This is a genomic window from Syntrophorhabdaceae bacterium, from assembly GCA_036504895.1.
Classification (GTDB): domain Bacteria; phylum Desulfobacterota; class Syntrophorhabdia; order Syntrophorhabdales; family Syntrophorhabdaceae; genus PNOM01.
Genome location: DASXUJ010000088.1, coordinates 36,582 through 57,360 on the forward strand (window position 1 = coordinate 36,582; position 20,779 = coordinate 57,360).

A 20,779-nucleotide genomic window follows, 5' to 3' on the forward strand; every position below is an offset into this window, starting at 1 on the left:
AGGAGCGCAATTTCCCTGTCAGCTCCCCTTGCGGATCGTCTTTCCTTTTTCAGCCACCTCTTCCGGTATCAATATCTTCTGCCCGACCCAGAGGTTGGCGCCTATTCCCGGGTTTGCGGCCCTGACACGCTCTATTGCTTCATTGAAAATAAAATCATCGGGCACTGAAAACACATCTCTCAGGACGCCGACCAAAGTCTGCCCGCGGGTCACGGTGTGCTCGATCGCAACCGGCTTCTTCTTTTCCTGTGTCGCCGGCTCGGTCCTTCGCCCTACGGAGGGAGAGGCCTCCTCTCCCGATCTGATTGCAGATGGGGCAGCTTTACTCCGTCCCGCCTCAGCCGTGAGCTCTTCGCGGGCAGGATCTGAAGGAAGGGCCTCAAGAAGTGTTTTGTGGGAATCGCCAATGCCGGCGCCCGCACTAGGGTCTTCATGACCGCTGCCCGCCTTCGGCGCGGTAACCACCTGGGCGAGGTAGCGCTCTGACGCGGTAGGCTTGTTATTCCACTGGTCGGACGGGGAGCCGTTCACGGAAAAGTAGATGCAGAGACTCAGCGCACTCAGGGACAATACGGATATCCAGCTCCCGCTCGTGCTTCTCATGCTCATATTGGAGTGGGCGTCCACGGGAGCCGGAACCCCCGTACGGATCCTGCCCCTCATGCGGTCTCCCATGGCGACCAGATCGTCTATGATCGAGCGTCTTTCCCTGCGCCCGCTAAAAGGCACCGAAAGAAGCATGGGCACGCCGAGGTTCGTGAGTACATTATCCTCGTCTTTGAACGTATGGTCGAAGAATTCCCGGATCGCGGCAAACCCGAAACCGAAGAAGAGTCCCAGGAATGCGGCCATCCCGATAATAATCCCCTTCCTCGGGTAGGCGGGTGTGAGAGGCGGGATAGCGGGGGTCGCGATCTTGACGCTTGAAATCCTTCTGGCGTCGAGGTCGTCCGATATCCTCAGGTCCTCTGCCTTCTTTTTATAGATCTGGTAGTTGCCTTCCACGAGGTCCCTCGTCCTCTGAAGTTGTTTCAGGGTGAGGGTCTTTGCGGTCACGCTGTCAAGTTTCTTCGTTTCCTCGGAAATTTCACGCTGAAGGCTGGTCCTCTTATTTTCCGCAAGGGCAAGCTCCATGTTGACTATGTTCGTCAAACTTTCCGCTTTCTGACTCCGAAGGTTGCCGAGCTGAAGGTCGATGGCCTTCACTTCATTCGCGGCAGTCGTATAGTTCTTGAGGAGCCGCTCGCGATCGATCTTGAGCTTAAAATAAGAATCGTCAAGAGTCCTGAGATAGGCCTGTTTGTCGAGCATGGCGCTTCCGATGTCCGGGGTCTCGATCCATACGCCGGGCGTCCTGGCCATTTCCTGGACCTTCTTGAGCTTTGTGCGCGCCTGTGCCGCGTCGACCATTACGAGGTTCAAACGATTATTGAGGTCGCCGATATTTCTCAGCAATATCTCTTTCTGCAGCTCGATGTTGGCGAGATTTGATTTCGAGATGAAGCCCTGGAGCTCGTCTTCCGCGTCCCTCAGCTTCTTTTCGAATAATTCGATCTGATCGATATAAAAACGATAGGAGCGCTGCGTCTCATACACCTTCGTGTGCTGGGTCACATACTCATCGGCATAGGCATTTGCTACCATGGCGGCGATTTGCGGATCGGTCCAGTCGAAAGTCAACCGTATCATATCCGTATCTTCAAGATATGTGACGCCCAGGGCCTTCAAAAAGACGCCGACCATATTCTTTTCAGTCGAAGCGGGTTTCTGTACGATTCCATATCGGAAGAGGAAATTGCGCACTTCCTCTTTGGCGCTCTCGTAGTAGCTTTTCCGGAATCCCGGGCCGTTCATCTGATCCTTGAGCCTCGACACGACTTTTTCGGTAAGGTATTCGCCTTTCAGAAGCTCCATCTCGTTCCTGATGTTCTGGCTCCTCTCCTGGAAGACCATGTTGAACTGCTCCGGGGGAAACTGTTGCATGCCCGAGATCTGGGCTTTCCCCATTTTGATCAGGATTTTAGTTTCCGCCCTGTAACGCGGCGAGGTGAAGGCGCAGTAAATGAGGGCACCTCCGAGAGCGGCAAGAAGGACGATCGAAATGATCACCTTATTCTTGAAAAAGGTGTTGAGTATGTCTCTCGTTGTGATGAGTCTTTTTTCCCCTGCCATGGCCTTATCCCCCTATGATAGTTGTATCGGCCCCATACGTGCTGATCTTCATCATCTGACAACGGTAGGTGCGTTGTACACGCCGTATGTTAAGGCGAAGCTCTCTCCCTGCCAGAGGAAAAGCTGCTTGATGTACTGGTCCACGAAGCGGTCCGCCTCCGCAATCGCGGTCCTCGGCACGAAAATAACGCTGTTGTTCGGGACTATTATATCTTCTTCCACCCTCAGGCTGTGCATCGCATTTTTGAGGTTGACGGTCCGGATCACGGGCTGGTTCTTGTCATCCCAGTAAAGGATCTTTACTTTGCCCAAGGACCCCGTGGTAAGGACCCCTCCCACCATGGCAATCGCCTGCAACACCGTCATCGGTTTCGCCATCACGAGAGGGCCCGGCCTTTGGACCTCTCCAAAAACGAATGTACGGTTTCCCGCGAGGGTTTCGATGAGGACGGAAACATTCAGGTTATTGAAATCATGCCTGTATTCCAGCACGATGGCGTCTTTCAGCTCGTCGATCGTTCTGCCCGCGGCCTTCATTCCCCTCAGGAGGGGGAGATATATATTGCCGTCAGGGCCTACGGTCACGAGCTTTGCCTGGCCCCTGGGCGCATTGGTTATGGCCTTTTGAAGCTCCGTAATCTTCGACGAATATTTATTCACCGTGACGGTGATTGTCGGTTTATTGAGGATATCTCCGTAGGTCTCGCTGATCGACGATGCGAGCTCCAGGGGTTTGAGCCCGGCCGCGGCGAAGTCCCCCTTGATGGGGAGGGTGATCTTGCCGTCAGGGCGTACCACGACGGTCCTGTTGAACCCCGGCTGATAGAAGAAGTCGACGTTCAGCTCATCGTTCACGCCGACCCGGTAGTCCTGGGCCTCGGCGGTAAGGGAAAGGTGGTACATGATCTCGAGCACGTCCCCGGGAGAAAGCCTGTAGAGGCTCAGCCCTTCGCGGATATTTTTAATAATGCTCATACGGATCTTCGACTTTTCCGTATCGCTGATCTCGTCGATTACCTTCACCGTGCCGTCCACCTTCATTTCCTGGGTGCGGACCCCGCATCCCCCCACAAAGCACGCGAAGAGAATAGAAATGCAAAGAAATAAACCTGCATGGAGCATCCTGTTCATTTCCACCTTAACCTTTTCATTTTTTTGCGCGACCCCGGACCATTACAAGATGATCTGGTATGGAATCCCTGTAAAGCGGCCCCGGGACATGATTTTTTACAGGCTACCGCCATCGCGGGGGCCTTCAGCTTAATCATCTCGTGGTCCTCTCCAATAGAATATCATTATTATCAGGAACTTAAGCTTCATTTGTCAAGAAAAATCGTAACTTTACCTTTTGCGCTAGCAGGATTTCAGGGGATCGCCGCCTGTGACCGTCGCGGTTGCGGACGAGCCGGCCCGAAAGATGGGACGATGATTAATTAAATAAGGTAGTTACAAATTGAGGTCTCTATCCGGCACCCTAAAATACCGACTCGCCTATGATCTGCCAGCCTTGTTTTCCTTTGCGGAGATAGAGGAGTTTTTTGCTGTCACTCTTGAAGTTGTTTGATTGGTACTTTTGGTCGAACCTCACCACCGCAAACCTCGCGTCCTTGTCCTGGGCCATGAGGGCAGCGATATGCTCCACTTTTATGTGGATCGATTTTTTGTTGCTGTTTACCTTTTCCTTATGTTTCCTGAAGGTTTCATAGTTCATCCCCTCGCTGTTGACGAAATCCGGGGCATAGAAGCTCAAATATTTTTTTGTATTGATGCTCTCCCATGCATGCCTCCATGCGCTCACGAAGCCCCTGATCTCTTCCGATGCGGCCTGCCATTTTTGATGCTCCGTGAACTGGAGGGTGTCGACGATTGCAATCGGGGTGCCCTGGGGTTTTATGATCCCTGCCAGCTCTTTGAGCACGTCGTTGGTAACCACGATGCAGCCCTTCGTATTGAGGAGGTCGGTAAGGTTTTTCTTATCGTTGTGGCCGTGGAGCCAAATGCCGTTCCCGTTCCTGCCTTCCTTGCGGTCCATGAGGTTCGGATAGTTGAGCACAAAAGCGCCGGTGCCGTAATCGCCGGGAAGCTTATTGCCGGGGGTATAGCGGACCATGAAATAGATGCCCTTCGGAGTCGCGAAATCTCCCGCCTTCTTTTTGTCGCCGTTATTTGCCCCCAGGATACAGGGATAAGATTTGACAAGGGTGAATCTGCCGCTGCCGGAGCGCAACACGTGGAGCGCCCTCGCATCCTTCTCGCATATGAGCAGGTATTCGCCCTGGTCCGCGACTAAAAGAGGCGCAGGTATCGAATTGGAGGGAATCGCGAGCTTCACGGCCCTTTCAAGGGGCGGGGTCGCCGCCTTTACCTCTTCGAGGGAAACGGTCTTTTTGGCTTCCGGCAGCGAAGCGGTCTTCTTCGCTTCTTCCATTGGCGGGGTCTTTTTGGCTTCTTCTACGGGAGCGGTCTTCTTCCCCGGCAGCGGGGCGGATGGGACCGCCTTCTCCGGGAGGGCCTCGACTGGTTTTGCGCGGACCGTCTCCACCGATGATTTTTCAGGGGCAGGGGCGGGCGCTTTCTTCTCGCGCTCCGGGGCCGTTAACGATGCGAGCAGCGCGCTTCCCTGGGGAGTTTTATTGAGGGCCTCCCGCAGCCGGCTCACTTTCTCGTTGGTCTGGTTCACGGCCCTGACAAGGTCGTGGGTTCTCTTCCTTTCTTTTACAAGAAGGTAAAGAAAGACGGAATTGAGTAAAAGGAGCAGGGCGAGAAGACCGATGCCTATCTTTATGGGAGCCTTGAGTGAAATCCTATTTTCATCCTTCATTGCGACGACCGGAGACTTAAATTGTGTATATTTATAGAAGAGCGGCCGGGGTTTGTCAATAGTACAATTGGCCTTTCAGGAAGGCCCGCGCCCTTGCCCTTCGGAATGATTGCAGAATGATCCAACTATAAAGTCCGGAGCCATGCCTCCAGCCGGTCGCATCCCTCTTTGAGCCGGTCCAGGCTGTTTGCATAGGAGAAGCGCACATGAGAGCCCGCGCGGAAGGAACCGAAATCATATCCAGGGGTTATGGCGGTCTTGGCCTCTGCGAGCGCCCTTTCGACGAACTCCATACTGTCGAGTCCCCACCTCTCGATGCCTGCGTACACGTAAAAGGCCCCTTCGGGATCGAGGGGGATGCGGAATCCGAGGTCCTTGAGCCTCGGGAGTATGAAATCCCGCCTCTGCCAATAAGTCCTCCTCATCGTCTCGAGCTCATCGCCCGCATCGAAGGCGTGGAGCGCCGCAAATTGCGAGATGGAGGGGGGAGAGATAAAGACGTTCTGGGCAACCTTCTGGGCGGGCCTCACGAGCTCTTCGGGCACCACCATCCATCCGAGGCGCCAGCCCGTCATGGCATAGGTCTTCGAAAAACCATTGACTACGATGATCCCGTCCGATACGGCAAGGGCCGTCTTTATAGGCCCCTCATACCAGAGACCGGAGTATATCTCGTCCACAATAAGGGTCACCCCGCGGCCGGAGAGGAGGCGGTAGAGGTCTGCGAGGGCCCCGGGCCCATATATTGCGCCCGTAGGATTGGAGGGGTTGGAGACCACCGCCACGTGGGGCATCTCTCTGAGATCCCGGAAATGCTCCGCCGTCACCATATATCCCGTCTCCTCCGTCACGGGGATGGGCATGATGGCGGCATCCGCAAAGACGGCGAAGTTCCTGTAGCATGGGTAGCCGGGGTCGGCGAGGGCCAGCAGGTCCCCTCTTTCGAGAAGGACCGCCGCGAGGAGCATAAAGGCTCCCGAGGTCCCGTTGGTGATGATTATCCTGTCGGGGGAGATGTTGACCCCATGCGATTTACGGTAAGATCCGGCGATCTTCTCCCGGAGTTCCCTGAGTCCCAGGCTGTGGGTGTAGAACGTCCTGTTCTCCCGTATCGCTTTTACCGCCTCTTCCTTGACCGAAAGAGGACTCGGGAAATCGGGCTCCCCCACCTCCATATGGACGATGTCCTCGCCCCTGGCTTCCATCTCCTTTGCCTTCTCGAGAAGCTCCATTACATAGAAGGGGGTAATCTCCTGCGCCCGTTTCGTGATCTTCATAGTGCCGCCATCGCCTAATTCCCTTTATCCGCTATTACCACGTGGTGGAGGCTCGTCTGCCAGAAAAGAAAGGGTATGCTCTTTCCCTTCCTTACCTCGAACCCGGTTTCCGTAAGCAAGGCGGTCACCTGCCGGGGCTTCCACTGCCGCTCGTGTCCCGCGTCGTAGAAGGCTTCCTTGATCATGCCGAGGGCAAGGCGGGAGAGGAGGAAATTCCGGTCGTGGGGTATGACGATGATGAGGCGGCCCCCGGGGCTTAAGACCCTGTAGAGCTCGGCCACCCCTTCGGCGGGCTTCGCGAGGTGTTCGAGCACATCGATGCATATTGCCGCATCGAAGCGGCCCGAGGGTATGGCGAGGTCATAGACGTTCGAGCGGATCGCGGTCAACCCGAATTTCGTGCAGATATCGATGTTCTCCTCTTCGAGGTCCACGCCGACCACTTCTTTTCCGGGGAAAAGGGAGACAAGCTTCTCGAGGGCGATGCCCTCTCCGCAGCCTATATCGACAATGCGCGTGTGGCGGGGCAGGATTTGGGAGAAGACGATATTGTCCCGGAAGTCCCAATACCAGCGTCCGGGTCCGCCTTTGGCGTACTGGTCCCTCTGGTAGAGCATCCCTTCTTTCGGCAGGTGGTGGTGTACGGGCATGGGGAAATGTACCAGAGTTGGCTCCCCTCTGTCAATTTTCCCGTCCCGCGGGATGTCCGTTCAGGGGGCCTGAAGTATCGAATAAAAATGGTCTTTTATCGAGGGGTCGGCCACGGAGAAATCGAAGCGCTCAATGAACTGCCCGAGGGGCAGGCCCTTTGCCTCGCGGAAGAGGGCATCGACCCGGGCGCACATCTCGCCGCCGGTCGTCTCGATCCATGCCTCGGCGTGGAAGTCCCTGTCCTCCGTGTAGAGGTACCGGGCCTTGGCCTTGTGGAGGGTGTTGCACATCACGGGTTTCACGAACTCCGACTCTGTTTTTCTCGTCATGCAGATCTTTTTCGTCTCCATGAAGATCACGGACCAGATCATCACATCGAGGATGCCGAAGATCATGCCGCCGTGGACCACGTTCCTGTACCCGTCGAACCGGCGGTCCAGGTTGAGGTCGCATAGGACAAGGTGATCGTCATAGGTAAGGGTAAGCTGGAGTCCTTCCGGCCGTTCGGTGCCGCAGTAAAAGGAATCCCTGTATGCAGGCAATCTGCCTTTCATGGGGCGCACTCCTCGAGATATTTCATGCCGAGCTGGCCGCAGGCCCCGGAAACGTCTTTTCCCCGGGAGTCCCGTATGATGGTGATGAAGCGCTTCTCATGGAGGTAAGCCTGGAACCGCTCGATTGTTTCGGGTGAAGGGGTTTTGAACTCGATATAGGGGGATTCGTTGCAGGGGATGAGGTTCACCTTGCACTTTACGCCTTTCAGAAGCTCCGCGAGCTCTTTCGCGTCTTCCAGAGAATCGTTGACCCCTTTTAACAGCACGTATTCGAAAGTGATCCGCACCCGTCCGCTCGCCTTGAACTCCTTCACGAACCTGATGATCTCCCGGATGGGGTACATCCGGTTTATGGGCATGAGGTAGGTCCTCTTCTCGTCGTTCGCCGCGTTAAGGGAGATGGCGAGGCTCGCCACCTTCGTCTGGATCGACTGGAGCCCTCCGATGAGTCCTACGGAGGAGATGGTCACCTTCCGGTGGGAAAAATCGAGGCCCAGGGAGTTCTTGATGATGTCGAGGGAGACGAGCACGTTGTCCAGGTTATCGATGGGCTCGCCCATGCCCATGAACACAATATTGGAAATGCGCATATCCCCGAGGTGTTGCCGCACCGCCATGATCTGGCCCACGATTTCCGAGGCGGAGAGGTTCCGCCTGAAGCCGATCTTCCCGGTTACGCAGAACCGGCACCCCATGCGGCAGCCGATCTGGCTCGAGACGCACAAGGTATTTCGCCCCTCTTCAGGCATGAAGACGCTCTCGATCAGGCTCCCGTCTTCGGTCAGAAGGCCGAACTTGATGGAGCCGTCCTCCGATTCGAGGGTATCGCTAATGACAGGAGTGGAGGTGGAGAACATGTCCGAGAAGACCCCGCGAAGGGATTTGGAGATATTTGTCATCTCCGAAAAATCGAGTACCCCCCGGTTATAAATCCAGTTATAAAGCTGGCGGGCCCGGAACTTCTCGTTCCCGAGGGCCCCGATCACCTTCTCCAGCTCGGGCAGCGTAAGGTCATAAAAACTTTGCATTGGCACGATGTCTCTCGGATTCGATGAGATAGGAAATAATCAATAGAATAGCAGAAATGGGGGTGGGGTGCAAATCCGGTTGAGAGGGTTGAGTATGGCGCGGGCCAAGGAGATAGATTTGCCCCCTATAATCCGGGATCAGCGAAAAATGTGGGTCTGCTGTTTTCTGACGGGCTTCTCCGGATTAAATCGGAAAGCGAGATCCAGAGGGGGCCATAAGCCCCCCCTGTTACCATTAATCAGGCGATCCGGTTGACGCTGCCGGAGCCTTCTTTGCCTTCTTTGCTTTCTTGACCTTCATCTTTTTGGTTTTCTTCTTCTTCTTCGTCTTTTTGGCCTTCTGCTCGGGTGCTGCTTTCTCGGGAACAGTGACACTGTCCGGGGCAGAGGATGGCGGGGTCGTGGTTTCCTGTGTAAATCCAGGTGAGACAAAGACTACGGTTATGAGTAATGCGATCAGTATGACGAGTGCCTTCTTCATTTGGTTCACCTCCTTTTTTCTTGTCCTTTGCTTCCCGGCTCACGTGGAGCCCTGCATATGCTACTACGGGTAAGGCGGAAAAACGAAACTTTTCTCTATGCCTTGCGAAGGGCGTTGTCATTATTATTGCGAAGGGATCATCCCCGCCTCTGCTCAATGAGGGGCCCATCAAATCACAATATGAGCATTTCGGATCGCTGCTGCAACCTTTTTCGAGACATGGAAACAATGAGGAGGTCGCTTACTCCGGGAGGAGACTCCCGGGTTCGGGTGGCTTCAAAGCCGGGAATGTCCCCGCTGAAGGAGTTGTATGGGTACGTCAGGAATGGGCTTGGCCGGCGTGACGGAGGACAATAATTTCTTTTTCTTCCGCTCTTATTGACTCTGGTCAAGTAAAGCATCAGATTAAGTGGTATGGGTTAGATAAAAGAGGGTGCTTCGTAAAGGCGGAGACCTGAATTTCCCGGTATCCCGCCTCCTTGAAAGATCATGCCTTCCTGCCACCGAGAGAAACCTTCTTATCGACTGGTGGACCATGGGCGCCCGAAAACAGAAAACCATCCTCCTCATTGAAGATGAGGCCATTCTTGCAAAGGTCGAGGCCAAAACAATCAGGCAATTCGGGTACCGGGTCATCGTTGCCGATTCCGGCAGGAAAGCAGTCCGGCTCGCCGCTGAAAATCGAGATATCAGCCTTATTCTCGTAGACGTCGATCCGGGCAAGGGCATTGATGGTACGGAGGCTGCAAGGCAGATCCTCTCAAAAAGAACAGTACCGGTAGTCTTTCTCACCTCCCATCCAGAGCAGGAGATGGTGGAAAAGGTGCGAGGCATCACGCGCTACGGCTATGTGATCAAGGATTCCGGAGATTTCGTCCTTAAGTCTTCGATAGATATGGCATTCGAGCTTTTTGAAGCCCATGAGAAGACCAGAGTGAGCGAAATAAAATATCGGCGGCTCCACGAGACCATGACCGACGCCTTCGCGCTCGTTGATATGTCCGGACACATCATTGAAGTGAACCAATCATTCGTCAATATGCTGGGCTACTCGGAGGAGGAATTGCTCCGGCTGGCTTATCATGATTTTACGCCCGTAAAATGGCACCGCTTCGAGTCGAGGATTATCAAAGAGCAGGTAATGGTGCGAGGTTTTTCTGAAGTATATGAAAAGGAATACACCCGCAAAGACGGTATCGTCTTTCCGGTCGAGCTGCGAGCTTTCCTCATTAAGGACGACAAAGGCGCGCCCTCAGGCCTATGGGCCATTGTGCGGGACATTACGGACCGCAAGAAAGCCGAGACGGCGCTCAAGGAGAGCGAAGAAATAATGCGATACATTGTCAAGAACGATCCCAATGCCATCGCCGTGTACGATTGCGACCTTCGCTACATCGCCGTCAGCAACCGTTTCCTCTCGGATTATGGCGTCAAGGAGGGGGATGTGCTCGGTAAACGTCACTATGACGTATTTCCGGAGATGCCCCAAAGGTGGAAGGACGTGCATCAGCGGTGCCTCGCGGGCGCGATAGAGCGGAATGACGATGATTATTTTGAGCGACCCGATGGGTCGATCACCTATAACCGGTGGGAATGCCGGCCATGGCGCCGTGCCGACGGCGAAATAGGGGGCATCATCATGTATACCGAGGTAACGACTGAACGCAAAAAGGCCGAGATGGCTTTACGCAAAGCCCGTGACGAGCTCGAACTGCGTGTTGACGAGCGCACCGAAGAGCTGCGCAAGGCGTACGAAAGTCTGAAGAAAGAAACCAGGGAGCGTGCCCTGGCTGAGGAACAGCTCCGCCAATCCCTGAAGATGGAGGCCATCGGCACTCTCGCGGGAGGCATCGCTCATGATTTCAACAACATCCTCGCAGCCATCATAGGTTTCACTGAAATGACCCTCGATGAAATCTCGGACCATCCCCTGGCAGAAAAAAACCTCGATAATGTCCTCAAATCGGCCACGAGGGCCAGAGACCTTGTGAAACAGATCCTCTCCTTCAGCCGGAAGACCGATTACGCCAGAAGCCCCCTCGCCGTCTCTCCTCTTATCGAAGAGACCATCCAGCTCCTGAGGGCTTCCATTCCTGCGACCATCGAGATGAATCTTATCAACACCGCACGCTCGGATGTCGTCCTGGCCGCCCCGCTGGAGGTGCAACAGATTCTCATGAACCTCGCCACCAACGCCTCCCTTGCCATGCAGGAGGAAGGGGGGACCATGGAGATCAGCCTCACCGATGTCAGCATAAGGCCCGGCTCTCCCATCGCGGTGCCGGACATAGTGCCTGGAGAATATTTACAGCTCGCGGTAAATGATACCGGTATCGGCATGAGCGCCGAGACGATGGAACGGGCCTTCGAGCCTTTTTTCACCACACGGGAAGTGGGCAAGGGTACCGGCATGGGGCTTGCGGTAGTCTACGGGATGGTGAAGGATCTCCAGGGGGCCATCACCCTGGAGAGCGAGTTCGGGGTGGGCTCCACCTTTCGGGTGTTCCTCCCCAAAGTGACGGCTGAGCCGGAACAAAAACAGCTTCACAGCACTGAAATTCCCCCCGGCAAGGAGAGAATCCTCTTTGTCGATGACGAGGATATGCTTGTCAAATGGGGTCAAGGCGTACTCGAAAGGCTCGGCTATACGGTAGCCGCCGTAGTTGACAGCGCGGAGGCCCTGAGGATCTTCTCTTCCGATCCCTTCCGGTTCGACCTCGTGATCACCGACCAGGCCATGTCGGGAATGTCCGGGATCCAATTGTCGAAGGAGCTTCTCAAGATAAAACCCGATACCCCTATTATCCTGTGCACCGGCCACAGCGAGACGGCTTCCCCGGTCACCGCCAGAAAAGCGGGCATCCGGGAATTCCTCATGAAACCCCTTGCGAGGCTGGAATTGGCACAGGCGGTTCGTCGTGTGCTGGACGGGAAACCCGGCTCCGGCACAGGTCATGTATTGGACATTTGAGGGTTATGCTCCACCCGCCGCCCCTTCCGGGGCTTTGTGCCGGCATCATCATTAATCGGAATTGCCGCCGGACCGCACTTCGGGCGGGCTATGGCCGGGCCCATTTGACACTTGAACGGGTTTCCGCTAATCTTCTTTGTATATTACGATTTTGGCGCTACGGGAATCATTATAGGAGGGCTGTATGAAAGATACCTCCAGGACAAAACCGAAACGCACCAGGAAGACGACCGTCAACGGGCCCGAGCGACCGGAAACCAAGCCGGAGGGCGCAGAAGACGAACAAGGGTTATCCTCGCAGCAACCGCTCACCGAACCCCCCGCTCTTAACCGGGTTATCTCACCGCTCCGGGATCTGGAGACCGCACCGAACCAGGCGGAAAAGGTCTTGCAGGAGGACGGGATAAATTACAAGGAATTCATCGATCAGCTGCCCGGAACCGTAGTGGAGATCGATTCTGAAGGCAACCTCGCCTATGTAAACCTCCATGGCCTTCATATGTTCGGATATACCCCGAAAGACCTTGAGAATGGTCTCAACATTTTTCAGGCCATCGTTCCGGGGGATTGTGGCCGGATGAAGGCAGCCATCGAAATAATCTTGCGCGGAGGCAGAAGGGGCGGCGGCGAGTTTACCATGGTGCGGAAGGAAGGCAGCAGGTTTCCCGCCTTCATCCATGCGAGTGTTGCCATGCGCGGCAACAGGGTCACAGGATTACGGGCAGTAGTGATCGATATCTCGGACCGGAAAAAGGCGGAGGAGTCGATCCTTGAATCGGAGCGGGCCGGCCGGGCCACCATCGATGCTTTAACTGCTGCTCTTTGCGTCATCGATAAAGAAGGGACGATTTTGAGCGTGAACCGGGCATGGCGGAAATTTGCCGATGAGAACCCGCCCATACCGCCCGAATATGCGGTGGGGATGAATTATCTCAACGTGTGCGACCATGCAACCGGCTACGACTCCGGCGAGGCCGCGCCCTTCGCTGCAGGAATCCGTTCCGTAATGGAGGGCGTGGTAGATGATTTCAGCATGGAGTACCCCTGTCATACATCGCAGAAAGAGCGGTGGTTCATCGGCCGCGTCACCCGCTTCCCCGAGAACGGACCTTTGCGCCTGGTAATCACCCATGAAAACATCACTGACCGTCTCTATGCCGAGAAGGCGCGGCGGGAGAGCGAAACCTTTTTAATCACCCTTCTCGACGCGATCCCTATTCCGGTGTTTTACAAGGACAGGGAAGGCAGGTATCGGGGATTCAATCGGGCTTACGAGGCGTTCTTCGGTGAAAAAAGGGAGCGTCTTATCGACAAGACCGTGTTCGACATCAATCCGCCGGAGCTTGCGGAAATCTATCGCTTAAGGGATGACGAGCTTTTCGAGGGCGGAGGGGAACAGCACTACGAGTCTCAACTGAGAAACGCCCAAGGTGTGCTCCGCGATGTAATCTTCAATAAAGCGATTTTCACCGACAGTCAGGGGAACGTCAGCGGCCTCGTCGGAGCTATCCTCGACATCACCGACCGCAAACGGGCGGAGGAGGAAAAAGAGGCACTCGAGTCGCGCCTGCTCCAGGCCCAGAAGATGGAGGCGATCGGGACGCTGGCGGGGGGTATTGCTCATGATTTCAATAATATTCTCGCCGCCATTATCGGATTTACTGAAATGGCCCTTGACGATACGCCCCCCGACAGTCCGACCCGTCGCCACCTGGAGCTTGTCCTCAAAAGTGGCGTGAGGGGACGTGACCTCGTAAGGCAGATCCTCGCCTTCAGCCGCAAAACAAAGTACGAGAGAAGTCCCCTTTCGGTCTCATCTATCGTCGAGGAAACCGCCAAACTGCTCAAGGCATCTTTGCCTTCCACGATTCAACTTATCATGCGTCCCGAGGCGAGATCCGACGTGGTCCTTGCAAATGCCACCGAGATCCAGCAAATCCTCATGAACCTTTCCACGAATGCCGCCCATGCGATGCGGGAAAAGGGCGGGGAGTTGAGCATCACCCTTGCAGATACCGACGTCATACCCGGCTCGCCCCTCGAATCGAACCTCGTCCCGGGGCCTTACCTCCAGCTCACGGTAAGGGATACCGGCGTCGGGATGGATGCAAAGGTGATGAAAAGAATATTCGAGCCCTTCTTTACTACGAAAGAAGTGGGCCAGGGGACCGGGATGGGGCTTGCCATGACCTATGGGATAGTGAAGAGCCTGGGCGGCGACATATCCGTTACCAGCTCTTTGAGAACCGGCACGATTTTCGTGATTCTCCTTCCCAAGGCGAAATTGGAAAGTATCTCCGATCAATCGGCGGAGGAAATATCGGGGGGCAGGGAGCGTATCCTCTTCATCGATGATGAGGAGGTGCTCGCGAAATTGGGGAAGGCCACCCTCGAAAAACTCGGCTACAAGGTCACGGCCATGACAGACGGCGTGAAAGCGCTCAAGATATTTTCCAAAGACCCCTCCCGCTTCGACCTGGTCTTCACGGACCAGACTATGCCTGAAATACCCGGCATCAACCTTGCCGTGAAACTCCTGAGGATTCGGCCGGACCTTCCGATCATTCTCTGCACGGGCCACAGCGACGCCGTATCCCCCGAAATCGCGAAAGAGGCGGGTATCAGGGAATATCTCATGAAGCCGGTCATAAAAAGGGAGATGGCCCGGGCCGTCCGCCGCGTGTTGGATAAGAGCAGGAAAGGAAAAGCGTAGTACCGTTGATTTTGCCCTTCATGCATTTCTTATCCTTTACCTGTATCTGCCCTGATTCATGATTCCTTGAGAATGGTCATGAGTGATACGGTGAGCGCCATTATGAGGGGCCCCACGATTATGCCGATGAGGCCGAAGGCCTGGATGCCGCCCAGGACTGCGAAGAAGGTGAGGAGAAAGGACATGCTTGCCCGGCCCCTGATGAAGAGCGGCCGCACCACGTTATCTACGAGACCGATTCCCAGTACGCCGAAAGCAGCCAGGATAAGCGCTTTCGCGATGTGCCCCGTGACAAGAAGGTAAAGGCTCATGGGCACCCATACAATATGTGATCCGACAAAGGGGATAAAGGAGGTAATAGCGGTAGCCAGACCCCACAGCACCGGCGAAGACATTCCTACGGAAACATACCCTATTGTCCCGATCATCCCTTGTGCCAAAGCCACGGCCACACCGCCGTAAATGGTCGAAACGATCACATCCTTCGCCTGTTTTGACAGGTGCTGCTTATTGCGCTCTGAAAAGGGCAGATACTCGAGAATGGTCGCCACATAGGTTCTGCCGTCTTTAAAAAGAAAAAAAAGGATAAATGCCATGATAAAAAAGGTCGCAAAGGCGTTCATCACACTTCCCAACCCCGCGGGAAGGCGCTGGAGCAGCCCCTTCGACAGGTTCGTAAGAGCTCTTCCCGCATGAGCGATCGCCTGTTGTTCATCGAGGCGAAACAGGGGTAATACCCTGTTCGCAAGATCGTGAACGGCCGAGTTTTGGTACGCGGACCGCATCGATTCCATGGTCAGACCCGTATCGGCAATACCCTGAAGCTCCCCCACCAGAAGATAAGAGAGATACGAAAGAGGCCCGAGGATCACGATCAGGACCACCGTGACCGTAATGAGGGAGGCCCCAACCGGCCGCTTCACGTAGCGGAGGGTAAAAAGATATACGGGATAGAAAGTTATGGCGAAAATGGAGGCCCATGCGACGGGAATAATGAAGGGCGCCATGACAAGGTAGGCAAGGTAACCGAGGACCGCCCCAAGAACGATCAATAATCCGATGCTGAATTTACTCGTCATGGGCAAGCCTTACATATCGCAGCAGTTGCCGAATTGGTGGAAAACCGGACAGGCCATTCATAAACATAGGTCCATCAAGAGTTCATGTCAACGACGGGAGTGCGAACTTTGGGAATCAATCCAGGCGAGAGGAAGTGATATAGACCCCCTATCCTCGCCCTTTTAAGCCGAAGCCCCGTAAAGCCGATAATATTGAGAGGCCCAGGGAAAGAGTTGCCGCCCTCGGTTGGCGGTAAGAAAGCCCGGTCTCTGGAATATGGCGTTGCCCTGTGATAGACTGTGCCCGGCGCATGACCTCCTTACCCCCTTTCGCCGGAGATCCCTTTCACGGAGGGCGCAAAGATAAGAAAAAGGAGTTTCGTGACCCACCGGTTCTACAAATCCATTAAGGCCCACCTTTTATTCCTGGTCCTCATCTGCCTCCTGCCGGCGCTCGGGATCATCCTCTACTCCGGCATCGAACGGCGCAAAGACGCGATGAGGGACGCGGAGCTGAGCATCCTGGCGGTGGCGAACAGTCTTGCCTCCGAACACCTCCGTATTGTGGAGAGTACCCGCCAGATCCTCGCCACCCTTTCAAAACTTCCCGATGTTCAGGGTCTGAGAAGCGACCCATGCAACCAGTTGTTCGAGGATATCCGGGCCCAGAACCCCGTATACGGGAACCTCTTCCTCACCGACCTCCATGGAGACATCATCGCCTCGAGCCTGCGGTCCACGGTCAGCAACGTAAGGGATCGCAAATATTTTCGCGATGCGATGATGAAAAAGGATTTTTCCGTGGGCGGCTACACCATAGGGAGGATCACGGGAACTCCGCTCATCCACTTCGCCTATCCCGTGCTCGACAGGCGAGGCCGGCTCAAGGCGATACTCGCCGCGGGTATCGACCTCAACCGTTACGGACAGAAGTTCCTCAATGAAAAGCTCCCCGAGGGCGCCGCCCTTGCCCTCACGGACTATGAGGGCGTCCGCCTTTTCCGGTATCCCTTTCCCGAAAAATTCATAGGACAGAGCGATCGGCCCGAGGTGATGAACATCATGATGGGCGGCCCCGAGGAAGGGACTTTCTCCTACCAGCGCGACGGGAGGAAGGCTCTCTACGCCTACACGAGGTTCCGTCTTGCCGAGGGCGAAACACCCTATCTTTATATACGGGTCAGTCTCCCGGAGAAACAGGCCCTCGCTCATGCGAGAAGGCTTCTCCTCATCGACCTCATCCTCCTCGGCATCGCCTTTTCCATTGCCCTCGTCTTCGCTCTGGTCATAGGTAAGGCGGTGATCGTGCGAAGGCTCGATAAACTGGTGGATGCCTCCCTGCGGTTAAGGAAGGGCGATCTCAGGGCAAGGACCGGACTGCCCCATGAAGAGGACGAGTTGGGCCGGCTTGCGGCGGCCTTCGATGCCATGGCGGTCGCATTGGAATTGAAAGAACAGGGACGACTCGAGGCTCAGGAAGCACTCTCTTCCCAATTCCGGTTCCTCCAGAACCTGCTCGACACCATGCCCAATGCGGTATTTCATAAAGATTCATCGGGCATCTACCGGGGCTGCAACAAGGCATTCGAGGAATACACGGGGATCGCCAGAGACCGGGTCGTGGGTAAAACCGTCTTTGAAATCCACCCGAAAGAGGTGGCGGAGGTTTATTACCGCAAAGATAACGAGCTCTTCGCCCATCCGGGCATCCAGTCCTACGAAGCGGTGATCCGACACAATTCCGGTATTCAGCGGGATATCATCCTCACCAAGGCCGCATATTATGACAATTCGGGCAGGGTGGCGGGCCTTATCGGAGTCATGGTCGACATCACGGAGAGGAAGCGGACGGAGGCGATCCTCGCCTACGAAAGCTCCCGTTTCTCCGCAATCTCCGAGCATGCGCCTTTCGGCATGATGATGGTCGATAGGGAGGGCAGGCTCACTTACCTGAATCCGAAGTGCAGGGAGATGTTCGGGTACGATCAGTCGGATATCCCGGACGGCGCCGCGTGGTTTCACGCCGCTTTTCCCGAATCTGCGTACAGGCGCAGGGCCGTAGCGGCCTGGGTCGGCGATCTCGAAAGGACGGGGACAAAAGAGGCGAGGTCCTTTACCGTAACCTGCAAGGATGGAAGCCAAAAGATCGTCAGTTTTATACTGGTCCATCTCGAATCGGGGGGACAGATCGTAAGCTGTGAGGATATTACCCTAAGGACGCAGGCGGAAGAGACCCTGAAAGAGAGCGAGAAGACGCTGAGGGCCCTTATCAATGCGACCATGGAATCGATGTTTATGACCGATCCCGACGGGATCATACTCGTGGCGAACGAGGTAGTGGCCAAAAGACTCGGGGGCAGCGTGGAGAGCGTCGTGGGGACCTGTCAGTATGACTATTTTGAGCCCGATGTCGCGGTCAGGAGAAAGAGATACTATGACATGGCGGTCCACACGGGCCAACCGGTCCGGTTCGAAGATTCCCGGACGGGAAGGCATTTTGAAAGCTTTTGTAATCCCGTGTGTGACAGCGACGGGAAAGTGTCGAGACTCGCCATATTTTCCCATGATGTCACACAAAAAAAACGTGCCGAGGAAGAGAAGACCCGCCTGGAATCACAGCTCAGGCAATCGCAGAAAATGGAGGCCATCGGCACCCTTGCAGGCGGCGTGGCCCATGATTTCAACAATATCCTTACCGCCATCATCGGATACGGCAGCCTTCTTCAGATGCACATGGAGAGGGACGATCCGAAGACCGTGTACGTGGACCAGATACTCGCCTCCTCCCAAAAGGCCGCGGTCCTCACCCAGAGCCTCCTCGCCTTCGGCCGCAAACAGGTGATGGAGCTGAAACCGCATAAAATAAACGAGATCATCGCGGAGGCGGAAAAGCTTCTGAAAAGGCTTCTCACCGAAGATATCGAGTTCCGGGTGGTCCTTGCCGAACCTGGTGCGACCATAAGGGCGGACCTGACCCAGATAGACCAGGTGCTCATGAACCTCGCGACTAATGCGCGCGACTCCATGCCCAGGGGAGGCAGGTTCACTATCAGCACGAAGATGGAACATTTCAATGAAGAGGCTGCTGCCGCACTGGGTCTGGCCGGCCCCGGGACCTATGCCGTGATAGGGGCCGCGGATACGGGCGAAGGCATGGACCGGAAGACGAGGGAGAAGATCTTCGAGCCCTTCTTCACCACGAAGGAAGTGGGCAAAGGCACGGGCCTCGGCCTTTCCATCGTCTATGGGATCATCACCCAGCATAACGGCCATATTGTGGTGGAGAGCGAGCCCGGCCACGGCTCCCGTTTTACCGTCTATCTGCCCGCGGTAGAGCAGAAGATTGAGAGAACCTTCCAAAGAGGAGAGCCAGTAACGGGAGGAGGGGAGACCGTTCTCGTGGCCGAAGATAACGACGGGGTCAGAAGGCTCGCGAGGGAGGTGCTCACCAGGGCGGGATATACGATAATAGAAGCTATGGATGGGGACGATGCGGTCTGCCGGTTCATGGAGCAGACTGACACGATCGACCTCCTGCTTCTTGACGTGGTCATGCCGAAAAGAAACGGAAAGGAAGCGTGGGAGGCCATACGCCCTCTACGGCCGGACGTGAAGGTCCTCTTCATGAGCGGTTATACGGGCGATATCATTTTCACCAAGGGGGTCCGCGACGAGGCGCTCAATTTTATCGCCAAGCCCCTTGCACCTGATGAGCTGCTGCGGAAGGTCCGGGAAGTATTGGACGCATAAAACCTAAGAGGACGGAAATCCCTCCCGCCCCCGAGGTTCGTCTCCCGAATTTTCCAGTGTGAACCGGAATGTGGTACCCTCTTCTATCGAGGTGGTAAAACCGACCTCGCCTCCAAGTATCTCTTCTCCGAAAAATTTCATAGAATAGGTGCCGTAACCTCTTCCCATTTTCGCTTTGGTGCTGAAGTTGCGCTGAAAGACCCTCGCGGCTACCTCCGGAACGATATATGCTTCATTCCACACGCAAAACCGGACTTTCCCCTGAAGCTGCTCGACCCATACCCTTACTTCCCGATTTCTCGGCGTTGCTTCAAGGGCATTGGTAATTATATTGTTGAGTACCCTCACGAGCAAGGATGCGTCGGTCACGAGGTGGACTGGAGGGACCTCTTTCTGAAAAGAGAGGCGCTTGCCGTTGACGAGATCGTTCGCGGAAAAGATCTCTTCCAAGTCTTGCAGAACCTGGCCCACAGGCAGAGAATCATGGGCGAGCCGGTACGCGCTCCCATCGTCCCTGCTCATGCAACGCTGGATCTGTATCTCGTTTGCAAGACGAACGGAGCAGCTCCGGGTGGTCTCGAGAAGGCGCTGCTTGTCCTCAAACTCGTCAAATTCCGGGTTGGCGAGAATATGGGTCGCATTGACTATGGTCGCCACTATATTGTTGATGTCGTGGAAAAAGACCCTCTCCAGCGCGGCGAGCCTCTGAGGATAAGAGATATCCTGAAGAAAGAGGAGGAGAAGTCGCGTCTCCGAGTGCATTACGGGGGCGCATCGCACCCTGAAGTACATGTCCTTCCTCTTACCTCCGTTCCGGACCGTAAGGGCGCAGGTTGCCTCTTCCGCCTTATTCGTCGCAAGAGAGGCGACTATGCTGATCGCCGCGCCACAGGAAGCGCAGGCCCGGCTCGTCCCGCAGCCGGCCTCCATCTCTTGGGCGTGGATGCAATGGACCATCTCTCCGGGTCGCAGGCCAAGGATCTCACGGCCATGAGGAATACCGAGCATTTCAATTAAACCGTCATTCACTGCGACGATCTGACGGTGTGCGTTCAGTACCGCAATGACCCCCCCAATTGAATGGAGCACCTCATCGATCACGAAGTTATTGCCGGCCGCCTCTATCTCCCGTGCCAGCTCATCGTCACGTGAACGCCCGGGAGGGGCAAAATACGTTTTCATCCGATACCTCCTTAAAGAGTCCTTCGGCTCCACGATGGATCAGACAGGCCTCTGCAATGCTATCGACTTCAGGTAAGACCGTCAATAAAACCCTATGGCCCCTTCTCTTGAGAGCGCCTCG

The 20,779-nt window shown here is 55.4% G+C and carries 13 protein-coding genes; 3 read left to right on the plus strand and 10 right to left on the minus strand.

The genetic code is table 11. From position 1 onward, the window contains the following. Positions 1-18: 18 nt before the first annotated feature. From VGJ94_12525 to VGJ94_12560, 8 genes are all read right to left on the minus strand, one after another. Complete coding sequence (locus tag VGJ94_12525; protein HEY3277437.1) at positions 19-2,172, minus strand: Wzz/FepE/Etk N-terminal domain-containing protein; 2,154 nt, start codon at positions 2,170-2,172, stop codon at positions 19-21. 51 nt (positions 2,173-2,223) lie between these two features. Then, positions 2,224-3,303 (minus strand): polysaccharide biosynthesis/export family protein, encoded by a 1,080-nt coding sequence (locus tag VGJ94_12530; GenBank protein HEY3277438.1) that lies wholly within the window; start codon positions 3,301-3,303, stop codon positions 2,224-2,226. A 343-nt stretch (positions 3,304-3,646) separates the two neighbouring features. Then, a complete protein-coding gene (locus VGJ94_12535; protein ID HEY3277439.1) occupies positions 3,647-4,993 on the minus strand; it encodes a L,D-transpeptidase family protein in 1,347 nt (448 codons plus the stop codon). 125 nt (positions 4,994-5,118) lie between these two features. After that, positions 5,119-6,270: a pyridoxal phosphate-dependent aminotransferase gene (locus VGJ94_12540; protein ID HEY3277440.1), complete on the minus strand. Its 1,152-nt coding sequence runs from the start codon at positions 6,268-6,270 to the stop codon at positions 5,119-5,121. A gap of 14 nt (positions 6,271-6,284) precedes the next feature. Beyond that, positions 6,285-6,920 carry a class I SAM-dependent methyltransferase gene (locus tag VGJ94_12545; GenBank protein ID HEY3277441.1) on the minus strand — a complete coding sequence of 212 codons (636 nt, stop codon included), beginning with the start codon at positions 6,918-6,920 and terminating at the stop codon, positions 6,285-6,287. Between the two features lie 60 nt (positions 6,921-6,980). Next, positions 6,981-7,475, minus strand: coding sequence for a hypothetical protein (locus tag VGJ94_12550; GenBank protein HEY3277442.1), 495 nt, complete (start codon positions 7,473-7,475; stop codon positions 6,981-6,983). After that, positions 7,472-8,503, minus strand: coding sequence for a 23S rRNA (adenine(2503)-C(2))-methyltransferase RlmN (rlmN, locus tag VGJ94_12555; protein ID HEY3277443.1), 1,032 nt, complete (start codon positions 8,501-8,503; stop codon positions 7,472-7,474). Before rlmN ends, VGJ94_12550 begins: the two co-directional genes overlap by 4 nt. A gap of 235 nt (positions 8,504-8,738) precedes the next feature. Next, positions 8,739-8,984: a hypothetical protein gene (locus VGJ94_12560; protein HEY3277444.1), complete on the minus strand. Its 246-nt coding sequence runs from the start codon at positions 8,982-8,984 to the stop codon at positions 8,739-8,741. 433 nt (positions 8,985-9,417) lie between these two features. Here VGJ94_12560 and VGJ94_12565 point away from each other — a divergent pair, with 433 nt between their 5' ends. Beyond that, positions 9,418-11,955, plus strand: coding sequence for a response regulator (locus tag VGJ94_12565; protein HEY3277445.1), 2,538 nt, complete (start codon positions 9,418-9,420; stop codon positions 11,953-11,955). A gap of 184 nt (positions 11,956-12,139) precedes the next feature. Further along, positions 12,140-14,668 (plus strand): PAS domain S-box protein, encoded by a 2,529-nt coding sequence (locus tag VGJ94_12570; protein ID HEY3277446.1) that lies wholly within the window; start codon positions 12,140-12,142, stop codon positions 14,666-14,668. Positions 14,669-14,724: 56 nt separating this feature from the next. Here VGJ94_12570 and VGJ94_12575 read toward each other — a convergent pair whose 3' ends face one another. Further along, on the minus strand, positions 14,725-15,747 hold the full coding sequence (locus VGJ94_12575; GenBank protein HEY3277447.1) for an AI-2E family transporter: 1,023 nt from the start codon (positions 15,745-15,747) through the stop codon (positions 14,725-14,727). A gap of 360 nt (positions 15,748-16,107) precedes the next feature. Here VGJ94_12575 and VGJ94_12580 point away from each other — a divergent pair, with 360 nt between their 5' ends. Continuing rightward, on the plus strand, positions 16,108-19,476 hold the full coding sequence (locus VGJ94_12580; GenBank protein ID HEY3277448.1) for a PAS domain S-box protein: 3,369 nt from the start codon (positions 16,108-16,110) through the stop codon (positions 19,474-19,476). A gap of 3 nt (positions 19,477-19,479) precedes the next feature. Here VGJ94_12580 and VGJ94_12585 read toward each other — a convergent pair whose 3' ends face one another. Then, positions 19,480-20,658, minus strand: a complete 1,179-nt coding sequence (locus VGJ94_12585) for a PAS domain-containing sensor histidine kinase (protein ID HEY3277449.1) — start codon at positions 20,656-20,658, stop codon at positions 19,480-19,482. Positions 20,659-20,779 lie beyond the last annotated feature (121 nt).

Bases quoted from the DNA above. Each gene is read 5' to 3' on its own strand.
- VGJ94_12525 (HEY3277437.1), bottom strand. From the start codon at position 2,172: ATGGCAGGGGAAAAAAGACTCATCACAACGAGAGACATACTCAACACC.
- VGJ94_12530 (HEY3277438.1), bottom strand. From the start codon at position 3,303: ATGAACAGGATGCTCCATGCAGGTTTATTTCTTTGCATTTCTATTCTC.
- VGJ94_12535 (HEY3277439.1), bottom strand. From the start codon at position 4,993: ATGAAGGATGAAAATAGGATTTCACTCAAGGCTCCCATAAAGATAGGC.
- VGJ94_12540 (HEY3277440.1), bottom strand. From the start codon at position 6,270: ATGAAGATCACGAAACGGGCGCAGGAGATTACCCCCTTCTATGTAATG.
- VGJ94_12545 (HEY3277441.1), bottom strand. From the start codon at position 6,920: ATGCCCGTACACCACCACCTGCCGAAAGAAGGGATGCTCTACCAGAGG.
- VGJ94_12550 (HEY3277442.1), bottom strand. From the start codon at position 7,475: ATGAAAGGCAGATTGCCTGCATACAGGGATTCCTTTTACTGCGGCACC.
- rlmN (HEY3277443.1), bottom strand. From the start codon at position 8,503: ATGCAAAGTTTTTATGACCTTACGCTGCCCGAGCTGGAGAAGGTGATC.
- VGJ94_12560 (HEY3277444.1), bottom strand. From the start codon at position 8,984: ATGAAGAAGGCACTCGTCATACTGATCGCATTACTCATAACCGTAGTC.
- VGJ94_12570 (HEY3277446.1), top strand. From the start codon at position 12,140: ATGAAAGATACCTCCAGGACAAAACCGAAACGCACCAGGAAGACGACC.
- VGJ94_12575 (HEY3277447.1), bottom strand. From the start codon at position 15,747: ATGACGAGTAAATTCAGCATCGGATTATTGATCGTTCTTGGGGCGGTC.
- VGJ94_12585 (HEY3277449.1), bottom strand. From the start codon at position 20,658: ATGAAAACGTATTTTGCCCCTCCCGGGCGTTCACGTGACGATGAGCTG.